General features: G+C 64.6%; 10 protein-coding genes and 1 pseudogene. 6 read left to right on the top strand and 5 right to left on the bottom strand.

The genetic code is table 11. From position 1 onward, the window contains the following. Positions 1 to 10: 10 nt before the first annotated feature. On the bottom strand, positions 11 to 1,807 hold the full coding sequence (gene dsbD / locus JW897_RS21440; RefSeq protein ID WP_205467567.1) for a protein-disulfide reductase DsbD: 1,797 nt from the start codon (positions 1,805 to 1,807) through the stop codon (positions 11 to 13). 209 nt (positions 1,808 to 2,016) lie between these two features. Here dsbD and JW897_RS21435 point away from each other — a divergent pair, with 209 nt between their 5' ends. Next, positions 2,017 to 2,799 (top strand): alpha/beta fold hydrolase, encoded by a 783-nt coding sequence (locus JW897_RS21435; RefSeq protein WP_205467566.1) that lies wholly within the window; start codon positions 2,017 to 2,019, stop codon positions 2,797 to 2,799. 69 nt (positions 2,800 to 2,868) lie between these two features. On the opposite strand, the gene JW897_RS21430 is transcribed toward JW897_RS21435, so the two are convergent. The 4 genes and pseudogenes from JW897_RS21430 to JW897_RS21415 form a co-directional block, all read right to left on the bottom strand. Beyond that, complete coding sequence (locus JW897_RS21430; RefSeq protein ID WP_205467565.1) at positions 2,869 to 3,678, bottom strand: hypothetical protein; 810 nt, start codon at positions 3,676 to 3,678, stop codon at positions 2,869 to 2,871. Positions 3,679 to 3,851: 173 nt separating this feature from the next. After that, a complete protein-coding gene (dxs, locus tag JW897_RS21425; RefSeq protein ID WP_048412269.1) occupies positions 3,852 to 5,702 on the bottom strand; it encodes a 1-deoxy-D-xylulose-5-phosphate synthase in 1,851 nt (616 codons plus the stop codon). A 13-nt stretch (positions 5,703 to 5,715) separates the two neighbouring features. Further along, positions 5,716 to 6,612: a polyprenyl synthetase family protein gene (locus JW897_RS21420; protein ID WP_205467564.1), complete on the bottom strand. Its 897-nt coding sequence runs from the start codon at positions 6,610 to 6,612 to the stop codon at positions 5,716 to 5,718. Next, positions 6,602 to 6,850: pseudogene (locus tag JW897_RS21415) on the bottom strand (exodeoxyribonuclease VII small subunit); the annotation flags it as partial. The pseudogene JW897_RS21415 and the gene JW897_RS21420, both read right to left, overlap by 11 nt. A 240-nt stretch (positions 6,851 to 7,090) precedes the next feature. Here JW897_RS21415 and JW897_RS21410 point away from each other — a divergent pair. From JW897_RS21410 to JW897_RS21390, 5 genes are all read left to right on the top strand, one after another. Further along, positions 7,091 to 7,924 carry an SDR family NAD(P)-dependent oxidoreductase gene (locus JW897_RS21410; protein ID WP_048412272.1) on the top strand — a complete coding sequence of 278 codons (834 nt, stop codon included), beginning with the start codon at positions 7,091 to 7,093 and terminating at the stop codon, positions 7,922 to 7,924. A gap of 208 nt (positions 7,925 to 8,132) precedes the next feature. Next, positions 8,133 to 9,938, top strand: coding sequence for an ABC transporter substrate-binding protein (locus JW897_RS21405; protein WP_048412273.1), 1,806 nt, complete (start codon positions 8,133 to 8,135; stop codon positions 9,936 to 9,938). Positions 9,939 to 9,992: 54 nt separating this feature from the next. Next, positions 9,993 to 10,934: an ABC transporter permease gene (locus JW897_RS21400; protein ID WP_048412274.1), complete on the top strand. Its 942-nt coding sequence runs from the start codon at positions 9,993 to 9,995 to the stop codon at positions 10,932 to 10,934. A 16-nt stretch (positions 10,935 to 10,950) separates the two neighbouring features. Beyond that, a complete protein-coding gene (locus JW897_RS21395; RefSeq protein WP_048412275.1) occupies positions 10,951 to 12,015 on the top strand; it encodes an ABC transporter permease in 1,065 nt (354 codons plus the stop codon). 16 nt (positions 12,016 to 12,031) lie between these two features. Next, on the top strand, positions 12,032 to 12,376 hold a 345-nt coding region (locus tag JW897_RS21390), incomplete at its 3' end, for an ATP-binding cassette domain-containing protein (protein ID WP_205467563.1).

The raw sequence follows: 12,376 nt of genomic DNA, 5'->3' as shown, positions 1-12,376 counted from the left end.
GCGCTTGCGGCTATTGCGGATTCGCCGCCGCCAGCGTTTTGGCGAAGGCTTCCGCCGGGGTGAAGCCGATCACGCGGTCCGCCTCCTGTCCCAGTTTGTCGAACAGGATGATGCCGGGCGGGCCGAACAGGCCGAAGCGCTTGAGCAGCGCCTGGTGCTCGGCGTTGTTGGCGGTGACGTCGGCCTTGACCAGCAGATAACCCTGCATCTGGCGGCTGACCGCCGGGTCAGGGAAGGTTTCCGCCTCCATCTCCTTGCAGGACACGCACCAGTCGGCGTAGAAGTCCAGCAGCAGCGGCTTGCCTTCGGCCTTGGCCTTGGCCAGCAAGGCGTCCAGCTGGGCGTTGCTGGCGGCCGGCTGGAACACGGCCTCGGCCCGGGCTTCCGCCTGGCCCTGGCCCAGCCAGCGCAGCGGATAGCGCGGGTTGTCCGCGCCGGCCAGCAGGCCGGCCAATTGCGCCGCGCCTATCAACAGCAGCGTCACGCCGGCGGCCTTGCCCAGCCGCCGCGCCGCGCTGGCCTTGCCCGGCAGCGCTTCCAGCGCGCCCAGCGACACCGCGCTGCCTATCAGTAGCAGGGCCCACAGCAGCATCACCAGCGCGCCCGGCAGGAAGGGGCTGGCCAACCAGATGGCCAGGCCCAGCATCACCACGCCGAAGCAGGCCTTGACGGTTTTCATCCAGCCGCCGGCGCGCGGCAGCACGTGGCCGCCGAAGGTGCCGATCAGGATCAGCGGCAGGCCCAGGCCCAGCGCCATCGCGTACAGCGCCGCGCCGCCCAGCACGGCGTCGCCGGTGCTGCCGATATAGCCCAGCGCCAGCGCCAGCGGCGGGGCGACGCAGGGGCCGATGATCAGCGCCGACAGCGCGCCCATGGCGAACACGGTGGCGAACTTGCCGCCGGACAGCTGGTTGGAGGTGTCGGCCAGCCGCGATTGCAGCGCCGACGGCAGCTGGATGGTGAACAGATCGAACATCGACAGCGCGAACACCACCATCAGCGCGCTGGCGCTCAGCACCACCGCCGGCTGTTGCAGCCACACGGTCAGCAGCGCGCCGGTGAGGCCGGCGATGACGCCGACCACGGTGTAAGTCAGCGCCAGGCCCTGCACATAGGTGAAGGACAGCAGGAAGCCGCGGCGGCGGGTCAGGGTGGCGCCCTGGCCGGCAATCAATGAGGAAACGATGGGCAGCAGCGGATACATGCAGGCGGTGAAGGCCATGCCTATGCCCGCCAGCAAGAAGGTGCCCAATGTGGTCAGCCAACCCTGGGCTGCCAGCTCATTGTTGCCGGCCGAGGACTTTCCCTGCGGGGATGCCTCCGACAGCCATTCTCCCAGCTTGCCGCCGGCGGCCGGCGTGCCGCCCACCTTGAGCTTGTGGGTGTAGGGCGGGTAGCACACGCCGGCGTCGGCGCAGCCTTGCAGCCGCACTTGCAGCTCGAACTCGGCCGGCGCATTGGGTTGCAGCGGCACGGTCACCACGTTCTTGCCGATGAATACGGTCTGCTTGCCGAAGTACTGGTCGTTCTTTTCCTTGCCGGCCGGAAACTGCGGCGCGCCCACCAGATTGGCCGGCTGGCTGCTGACCTGGGTGCGGTCGCGGTACAGGTAGTAGCCGGGGGCCACGTCCAGCGTCAGCTTGAGCTGGTCGCCGGCGCGTTCCACCTTGGCGGCGAAGGCTTGCTCGGCCGGCAGCAGATCGTCCTGGTTGACGGCGTGCGCGGGCAGGCTCAAGCCCAGGCAGGCCAGCGAGACCGCGAGCAGGCCCACGATCCGGGATGAGAGTAGCGATAAGTTGATTGGCACGGGATGACTCTATGGTTTATGGTCTTTAGCGTTTGAATGACCGGCGCGCCTTGGCATTGGTTCCGTGGCGGCCGGGCGGGGCGCGGAGGGCGACGGGTTTGGTCGCCGTCGCGTCTTGCTATGCGAAAACAATATGCATTAAATTCAAATAACGGGCAAACGGTAAGATAGAATATTCATATAAAAACTAGGGCGCAACACCATACATCATGCGAGAAACGATTCACTTTGCTCATGCCAACAGTTTCCCGGCCTCGGTTTACCGCAAGTTCCTGGCCGCGCTGGGCGAGCGTCACCAGGTGGGCTTCCTCGACGCCATCGGCCATGACCCGGCTTACCCGGTCACCGACTGCTGGCCGCACCTGGTGGAGGAAACCATCGCCCATATCGAAAGCCATTATCAGGGCCCCATCGTCGGCGTCGGCCATTCGCTGGGCGGTTTCCTGATGTTCTACGCCGCCTTGCGCCGGCCGGAGCTGTTCAAGCGCATCGTGATCCTGGATTCGCCGCTGATGGGGCCGTTCCGCTCGCGCGGCATCTGGCTGGCCAAGAAGCTGGGCTTCATCGACAGCGTCACCCCGGGCGGCAATACCCTGAAGCGGCGCGACAACTGGGCGTCGGTGGCCATGGTCCACGACTACTTCGCCCGCAAGCCGATGTTCGCCCGCTTCGACCCGGACTGCCTGGCCGACTACGCCGAGCACGGCACCGTGGACGACGGCCAGGGCGGGCGCAAGCTCAAATTCCGGCCGCGGATCGAGCATGAGATCTACTGCGCGCTGCCGCATGATTTTCCGCGTTATCGCGGACAATTGAAAGTGCCGGCCACCTTTATCGCCGGCACCGGTTCGGATGTGTTGAAACCGGCGGACCTGCGCTTCATGCGCAAGCACTTCAATATCCAGGTGCAAATGCAGCAGGGCAGCCATCTGTTTCCGCTGGAGCGTCCGGAGGAAACGGCGCGGCGCATTCTGGATCTGCTGGAGGCCTGAGCCGGGATCTGGCGGCACAAAAAACGGAAGCCCAGGGGCTTCCGTTTTTTTGCGAGCTTGGCGTGCGGCTTAGATGGGACGGATCTCTTGCGGGTAGAGCAGGGCGATATGGGCTCTGCCTTTGGTGCGGTCGGTCAAGAACAGCTGGGCCAACAGCAGATGCTGTTCCGACAGGGAGTTCAGGTCGGTCTTGATCTTGTCGAACAGCTCGGCCTGATAGTCGGCTTGGGACTTGCCGTCGGCCTTGGTGGAGTAGCTCTTCAGCGCCCAAGCATGACCGACATGGGCCAGCTCGGGGTTGGCCAGTCCCAGTTTGTGATAAATGACGCCTTTGGCGTCGGAGCCGTCCTCGTCGGAGTAGGCCAGCAGGGAAAAGCTGGAGTCGATGTGATTCAGGGCGAAGCTCAGCTTGTCGGCCACGTTTTCGATATAGGGCTCGAAGCAGCTGGTGTATAGCCAGTGGGTCTGCGGCACGGGCGGTTTGATGTAGGTGGTGGGATAGAACAGGGTGATGGTGGCCTTGCCGCCCTGGCTGTCCGACAGCAAGAGCTTGGCGCCGAACGCCTGGGCCGGCGTCAAGTCGTTCAACTGGCGGCGAATCTTGTCGAATAGTTCCGCATTGTAGGCGGCCTGATCGTCGCCTTTGGGCTTGGCCTCTATATATATTTTCTTCCAGCCGGCATTGTTCTTCTGGATATTGCCTTGGATGGCCGGCGCATAAAACACCACGCCCTTGGCCGGATTTTCTTTCTCGTCGGCTACGGCGGCGATGATGTGATGATTGGCCCGCGACAATTCATCGGCGCGCTGCCTGATCTTCTCCAGCAGTTCGTCAATATCATTCTTAAACTCGGCAATATAATCCCAATTATTTGACATTGAATGACTCCATGGCGGTTGAATGGCGCGGCGCTGTTGCGCATCTAATGGATTCTATGTCAATGGCAAATTGGCGCGGCTGACAAAAGCTGAACGCGGTTTGTGGCGCGGGCGCGCCGTCAAAACAAAACGCCCGGCGGGGCCGGGCGTTGGACTTGGAACAAGCGTAAGGCTTACAGCATCGCCAGCCGCTGGCGCACGCTGCGCTCGATGCCGGCGGCGTCCAGGCCGCAATCGGCCAGCATGCCGGCCGGGTCGCCGTGCTCCACGTAATCGTCCGGCAGGCCCAGTTGCAATACCGGCTTGAGGATGCCCATCGCCTGCATCGCCTCCAAACAGGCCGAGCCGGCGCCGCCCATCACCACGTTTTCCTCTACGGTGATGATCAGATCGTGGCTCTCCGCCAGCCGGCACACCAGTTCCGCGTCCAGCGGCTTGACGAAGCGCATGTCGGCCACGGTGGCGTTCAGCGTCTCGGCGGCGGCCAGCGCCGGCGTCACCATGCTGCCGAAGGCGAGGATGGCCACTTTTTCGCCCTGGCGGCGCAACCGGCCCTTGCCCAGCGGCAGCGCCGTCATCTCCGCCTGAATCTCGGCGCCGGGGCCGGTGCCGCGCGGATAGCGCACCGCGGCCGGGCTGTTCATCTGGAAGCCGGTGTAGAGCATCTGGCGGCATTCGTTCTCGTCCGACGGCGCCATCACCGTCAGATTGGGAATGCAGCGCAGGAAGGACAGGTCGAAGGCGCCCGCGTGGGTGGGGCCGTCCGCGCCCACCAGGCCGGCGCGGTCGATGGCGAACAAGACAGGCAGGTTTTGCAGCGCCACGTCGTGGATCAGCTGATCGTAAGCGCGTTGCAGGAAGGTGGAGTAGATCGCCACCACCGGCTTGACGCCGTCGCAGGCCAGGCCGCCGGCGAAGGTGACCGCGTGCTGTTCGGCGATGGCCACGTCGTAATAGCGGTCCGCGTGTTCCTGTTCGAAGCGCACCAGGCCGGAGCCTTCGCGCATCGCCGGGGTGATGCCCACCAGGCGCGGGTCGCGCTTGGCCATGTCGCAGATCCAGTCGCCGAACACCTGGGTGTATTGCGGCTTGCCGCCGCCCTTGCCGCTGGCCAGGCCGTTGCTGGGGTCGAACTTGGTGACGCCGTGGTATTTGACCGGGTCGCTCTCCGCCAGCTTGTAGCCGTGGCCTTTCTTGGTGACGATGTGCAGGAACTGCGGGCCCTTGAGGCTGCGGATATTGCTCAGGGTATCCACCAGCACGTCCACGTCGTGGCCGTCGATCGGGCCGATGTAGTTGAAGCCGAACTCCTCGAACAGGGTGCCCGGGGTGAAGAAGCCCTTGACGTGCTCCTCAACCTTGCTGGCGATCTCCTTCAGCGGCGGGGCGATGCCCAGCACCTTGCTGGAGCCTTCGCGCATCGCCGCGTAGAAGCGGCCGGACATCAGCTTGGCCAGGTAGTTGTTCAGCGCGCCGACATTGGGCGAGATCGACATCTCGTTGTCGTTGAGCACCACCAGCAGGTCGGTGTCCATCGCGCCGGCGTTGTTCAGGGCTTCAAATGCCTGGCCGGCGGTCATCGAGCCGTCGCCGATGACGGCCACGCATTTGCGCTCTATGCCCTGGGTCTTGGCCGCCACCGCCATGCCCAGCGCCGCGCCGATGGAGGTGGAGGAGTGGCCGACGCCGAAGGTGTCGTATTCGGATTCGTCGCGCTTGGGAAAGCCGGCCAGGCCGCCTTTCTGACGCATGCTGCCCATGCGCTCGCGGCGGCCGGTCAGGATCTTGTGCGGGTAGGTCTGATGGCCCACGTCCCACACCAGGCGGTCGTCCGGGGTGTTGAACACATAGTGCAGCGCGATGGTCAGCTCGATGCTGCCCAGGTTGGAGGCGAAGTGGCCGCCGGTCTTGCTGACGCTTTCCACCAGGAAGTCGCGCAGTTCCGTGGCCAGCGGCGCAAGCTGCTGGCGCGACAGCTTGCGCAGGTCGGCGGGGCTTTCAATGGTCTCGAGCAAGGGATACATAGTTTTCTGCTTCTCAGAACGAGCGCGCGACGATGTAGTCGGCCAGTTCCTTCAATCGTTGGGCGGAATCGCCAAATCCTTCCAGCGCGGCAAACGCCTCGTCGCGCAAGTCGCGGGCAAACTGCTTGGCCTCGGCCAGCCCCATCAGGCTGACGTAGGTGGGCTTGTCGTGGGCGGCGTCCTTGCCGGCGGTCTTGCCCAGCGTGGCGGTGTCCGCCTCGCAGTCCAGCACGTCGTCCACCACCTGGAAGGCCAGGCCCATGCGTTTGGCGAACACGTCCAGGCGGGCGGTTTCCTCCTCGCTCAACGGCCGGCCGGCCATCGCGCCCAGCAGCACCGACGCGCGGATCAGCGCGCCGGTCTTCAGCAAATGCATGTATTCCAGTTCCGGCTGGTTCAGCGCCTTGCCCACGCTGGCCAGGTCTATGGCCTGGCCGCCGGCCATGCCGGCGTGGCCGGCGGCGCGGGCCAGGGTGTGGACCATGGCGAGCTGAGCCGCGGGGGCCACGTCCGGCAGCGGCGCGCTCAGCATGTCGAAAGCGTGGGTTTGCAGCGCGTCGCCCACCAGCAGCGCGGTGGCTTCGTCGTAAGCCACGTGACAGGTGGGCTTGCCGCGGCGCAGCACGTCGTCGTCCATGCAGGGCATGTCGTCGTGCACCAGCGAATAAACGTGGACCATTTCCAGCGCGGCGCCGATGCGGGCCAGGTTATCGGCCGAAGCGCCCACCAGTTCGCCGGCGGCGAACACCAACAGCGGACGCACCCGCTTGCCGCCGCCCAGGCAGACGTAGCGCATCGCTTCATGCAGTTGCTGCGGCGTGTGCTGAGCGGAGGGCAGCAGGCGCTCCAGCGCGCCTTCCACCTGCTGCTGGATCTCGGTCATCCAGGCCATGAACGGTTTATTGGCCATTGGACAATTCCAGTGGTTTGAGTTCGTTGTTTTCCAGGATTTTCAGCTGCTGTTCCGCGTCGGCCAATTTGGTCTGGCAGAACTTGATCAATTCTATGCCCTGCTTGTAGGAGCCTAGCGCCGTTTCCAGCGGCATGTCGCCGCTTTCCATCGCCTGGATGATGTCTTCCAGTTGGGCCAGTGCGGTTTCGAAACTGGCCGGCGCTTTGCTGGCTTTAGCCATGGCGTTTTCCTTATTGTGCTTTGTGGTGGCCGGGCCGTGCGGGTTCCGTCGGTGTCGCGTGGGCGCAGGCGGCTCTTTAAGGCCGTCATTCTAGTCCAATTCCCCGGTGCGGCGACAGAGGCGATTGAGCGCTTTCGGCAAGCGCGGATGTCGTTGGAATGCTAAGCGCACGGAAAGGGAACGCGCCTAGCGGACAATTCCCCGCCGCCCGCATTTGCGGTAGGGTGTCGCCAATTGAAAACGACAGGGGCCAGCATGCATTCGCAACCATCCATTCTGATCACCGGCTGCTCCAGCGGCATCGGCTACCACACCGCCGTCATCCTGGCGCAGCGCGGCTGGCGCGTGATCGCCAGCTGCCGCGCCGCCGCCGACGTGGAGCGCCTGCGCAGCGAGGGCATGGCCTGCATCCGGCTGGACGTGGACGACGCCGATTCCATCCGCGACGGCCTGGCCCAGGCGTTGGAAATGGCCGGCGGGCGACTTGACGCCTTGTTCAACAACGCCGGCTTCGGCCAGCCGGGCGCGGTGGAGGACATCAGCCGCGCGGCGATGCGCGAGCAGTTCGAGACCAATCTGTTCGGCCCCTGGGAGCTGACCAACGCCGCGCTCAAGGTGATGCGCGCCCAGGGCCACGGCCGCATCGTGTTCAACAGCTCCATCCTGGGCTTCGCCGCCATGCGCTGGCGCGGCGCCTACAACGCCAGCAAGTTCGCGATGGAAGGTCTGTGCGACACGCTGCGCCACGAGCTGCACGGCACCGACATCCATGTCTCCCTGGTGGAGCCGGGGCCGATTGAAAGCCGTTTCCGCCCCAATGCGCTGGCGCGTTTCCTGAAAAACGTGGACATAGACGCCAGCCACCACCGCGAGGCCTACCAGCAACAACTGGAGCGGCTGAAGAAAGAGGGCCACGCCGCGCCGTTCACGCTGCCGGCCAGCGCGGTGGCGGAGGCGGTGCACCGCGCCATCACCGCGGCCAAGCCGGCGGCGCGCTACCGGGTGACTTTCCCCACCAAACTGTATTGGTGGCTGCGCCGGCTGTTGCCAACCCGTTGTTTTGACTGGGCATTGCGCGCGGCGACCTGAGGCGACGCCAAGTCCTTGGCATAGCATGAGTTTTTCTATGCATAGACATGTTTTTTCTTTGATGTCATTTTGATAGTTTCTTGTTGATCTAGCCTGCGGATTCGCTTTACAGTCACGGCACTTGCTCATGGCATTTCCTCATGCCGGAGCAGGCATAACAATAGAGACGCCGGGTTTCCCGGCTCCGTGACACAAAGGAGTAAGCGAGATGAATCGCTTGAAATGGCTGCCCCTGCTGCTGGCCGGGGCGGGCCTGTTCGCGTCCGCGCAGGCGGCCGATATGACCAAGACGTTGAGGGTGGCCTTTCTGGCGCCCGAGACCGGCTTCGACCCGGCCAAGATGAGCGACATCTATTCGCTGGGCGTGATCGAGAACATTTTCGACAACCTGCTCAGGTACGACTACCTGGCGCGGCCGGTCAAGCTCAAGCCGGGCACCGCCCAGGCCTTGCCGGAGATTTCGGCGGACGGCAAGGTGTTCACCTTCAAAGTCCGGCCCGGCATCTATTTCGCCGACGATCCGGCCTTCAAGGGCAAGAAGCGCGAGCTGACCGCGGCGGACTACGCCTACAGCATCAAGCGCTTCGCCGACCCCAAGGTCAGCTCGCCCAACGCCACCTCCTATACCGACTACGTGCTGGGGCTGGCGGAGGCGGGCAGCGCCGCCAGCAAGAAAGGGCGCTTCGACTACGACAAGCCTATCGAAGGCATCAAGGCGCTGGACCGCTACACCCTGCAGCTGACGCTGAAAAAGCCCAATTACAACTTCCTCTACACCGTGGCCGCCAAATTCAGCGGCGCGGTGGCGCGAGAGGTGATTGAAACCTACGACAGCAACACCAACGCCCACCCGGTGGGCACCGGCCCGTTCTTGCTGAAGGAGTGGAAGCCGGGCAACCGCATCATCCTGGAAGCCAACCCCGGCTACCGCAAGGAAGTGTTCTCCGACGAGCCGGCCGCCGACGCTCCGCCGCTGGACCGCGAAATCGCCGAGCAACTGCGCGGCAGGACGCTGCCGGTCATCGGCCGCATCGACATCAAGGTGATAGAAGAAGAGCAGCCGCGCTGGCTGTCCTTCCTCAACAAGCAGATCGACTACACCGGCGTGCCCAAGTCCGCCATCCCGTCCACCGTGCACAGCAGCGCGGGCAACCCCTTCCAGGCCAGCCTGAATCCGACGCTGGCGCAGCGCGGCATCCGCCTGCACCACAACCTGGGCATGGACCTGACTTACGCCTTCTTCAATATGCGCGATCCGGTGGTGGGCGGCTACGGCAAGCCAAAGATCGCCTTGCGTCGCGCCATCGCCATGGCCTACCCCAGCCAGGAAGTGATCAAGCTGCTGTACAGCGGTCAGGCCATCCAGCTGCAAAACCTAGTGCCCCTGAACATGGTGGGCAACGATCCGCGCTTCCGCGGCGCGGCGGACTTCGATCCGGCGCTGGCCAACGCCTTGCTGGACCAGGCCGGCTACAAGATAGGCCCGGACGGCTACCGCCAGCAGCCCAACGGCCAGCCGCTGCTGATCACCCAGGCCACCCAGGGCAGCGCCTTCGACAAACAGTTCAACCAGATTTGGCAAAAGGCCTTCGACAGCCTGAAGCTGCGCGTCACCTTCAAAGTGGCCAAGTGGAACGAAAACCTCAAGGCCGCCTACGCCGGCAAGCTGCAGATGTGGTCCTTGGGCGGTTCCGCCGCCATTCCGGACGGCGACGATTTCGTCACCGGCCTGTGGACCAAGCAGATCGGCATCGGCAACCTGCCGTTCTTCAGCCGGCCGGAGTTCGACAAGGCTTATGAAGCGTCGCAAGTGCTGCCCAACGGGCCGGAGCGCGACGCGCTGTTCGACCGCATGAACCGGGTGGTGGCCGCCTACCAGCCCTATGTGCTGGGCGTGACCCGCTTCGAAAACGTCGTCAGCCACGACTATCTCAAGGGTTACAAACCGCATCCGCTGGCCACGATAGGCGTGTCCTGGCGCTACGTCGACATCGACCTAGGCAAGCGCCGCTAAGGGAACGGTCTTATAACCCGGGGCGCAGCCGCGCCGACTCTTCTGGAGATCCAGATGTTCAATTTCATCATTCGCCGAATCTGGCAGATGGTGCCGACGATGTTCGGCGTCATGCTGCTGGTGTTCGTGCTGTTCAACTGGGTGGGCGGAGACCCCACCTACATCCTGGCCGGCAAACGCCTGACGCCGGAAATCATGGCCAATATCCGCGCCCAGCTGGGCCTGGACAAGACCTTGCCGGAGCAGTTCTGGCTCTTCGTCAAGCAAGTGGCCACCTTCGACTTCGGCACTTCCTGGTCCACCCAGCAATCCGTCACCGCCACGCTGGCCTCGCGCATCGGCCCCTCGCTGACGCTGACCGGCACCTTGCTGGTGTTCGAACTGCTGACCGCGCTGCCCATCGCCATCGCCGTGGCCTACTACCGAGGCACCCTGACCGACCGCCTGGTGACGCTGATCTGCACCGTGGCCATGTCCATCAGCTCGCTGGCCTACATCATCGTCGGCCAGTACCTGCTGGCCTTCAAACTGGACTGGTTCCCGGTAATGGGCTGGGACGACGACAGCCTGCTGCGCAGCCTGCTGATCTATGTGCCGCTGCCGCTGATCCTGGGCATGCTGGTGTCGCTGGCGCCCAATGTGCGTTTCTACCGCAGCTTCGTGGTGGAAGAGCTGGGCCACGACTACGTGCGCACCGCGCGCGCCAAGGGCTTGTCCGAGAAAACCGTGCTGTTCAAGCACGTGCTGCGCAACGCGCTGATCCCGGTGGTCACCGCGGTGATGATGTCCTTGCCCTTCCTGGTGCTGGGCTCGATGCTGCTGGAGCGCTTCTTCGGCATCCCCGGCATGGGCAATGAACTGCTGATGGCGGTGGACAAGAGCGATTTCCCGGTGATCAAGGCCATCACCGTGACCATCGCCGCCGCCGCCATGGTGTTCAACCTGCTGGCCGACATCATCTACAAGTGGATCGATCCACGCGTGCAACTCAAGTGAGCGCGGAGCACAAGACATGACAACATTGCAAAACACCGCCGGCGCGCCGCCGGCCGCCCCCTCGCGCAGCCTGTGGGCCTTGGGCTGGCAACGCCTGAAGCGCGACCGCATCGGCTTCGTCTCCCTGTGGGTGGTGGCGGCCTTCATGCTGCTGGCCGCCGCCGGCTGGCTCAACCTGGCCGGCCGCGGCTGGAACGACGAAATCGCCGCCTCCTACGCGCCGCCCACGCTGCTGCTGGAACAATACCGCCAGCAGGACACCCCGGCCGCCGCCGGCGGCCCGTCCAGCGCCATCGTGCCCACCGAGCGCTTGAAACCGTCGGAAGACCCCATCCACGATTGGCTGGAAGCCGCGCGCCCCCACGCCGCCCAATACGCGGTGCCGGAGGTGAAGAAAGTGGCGTCGCTGCCCTTCGGCGCGGACCAGCGCGGCCGCGACATCCTGGACAAAGTGATCAAGGGCACCGCCACCTCGCTGCTGGTGGGCTTCTTCGGCGCGCTGCTGTCCATCCTGATCGGCACCTCGCTGGGCGCGATGGCCGGCTACTTCGGCCGCAAGGTGGACGATTTCCTGATGTGGTTCTACAGCGTGTTCACCTCGGTGCCGGACATGCTGCTGCTGCTCGCCTTCGCCGCAGTGGCCGGGCGCGGCATCGCCACCGTCATCCTGGTGCTGTCGCTGACCAGCTGGACCGGCACCTTCCGCCTGGTGCGCGCCGAGTTCATCAAGAACCGCTCGCGCGAATACGTGCAGGCCGCCGACGCCATCGGCGCCAGCCACAGCCGCCGCATGTTCATCCACATCCTGCCCAATGTTTCCCACCTGCTGCTGGTGCAGTTCTCGCTGTTGATGGTGGGTCTGATCAAGTACGAAGTGATCCTGTCCTTCCTCGGCTTCGGCGTGGACGTGCGCCAGGTGAGCTGGGGCTCCATGCTGGCGGAAGTGCCGGAAGAGCTGTTGCAGGGCTATTGGTGGCAACTGGCCATGGTGGTGGTGTTCATGTCCACCCTGGTGACTGCCTTCAGCATGTTGACCGATGCGCTGCGCGACGCGCTGGACCCGCGCGCGGCGGCGAAGTGAGCGGGGGAGAACAACAATGACTCAGAACCAGACCCTGCTGTCGGTGCGCAATCTCAAAGTGGCGTTCCGTCAGGAGAACGGCGGCGAATTCCAGGCGCTCAAGGGCGTCAGCTTCGACATCCCGGCCAAGCGCACCGTAGCGCTGGTGGGCGAATCCGGCTCCGGCAAATCGGTGACCTCGATGGCCATCATGCGCCTGCTGTCGCCGCAGCACGCCCAAATCTCCCCGGACAGCCAGATCCTGCTGCAAGGACGCGATCTGCTCAAGGCCGGCGGCGCCGAGATGCGCGCGCTGCGCGGCAAGGACATCGCGATGATCTTCCAGGAGCCGATGAGCTCGCTGAACCCGGTGTTCAGCGTC

Source organism: Chromobacterium alkanivorans, from assembly GCF_016937655.1.
GTDB lineage: Bacteria > Pseudomonadota > Gammaproteobacteria > Burkholderiales > Chromobacteriaceae > Chromobacterium > Chromobacterium alkanivorans.
Note: the sequence above shows the minus strand (reverse complement) of the source record. Positions and strands in the feature narration are given on the sequence as shown.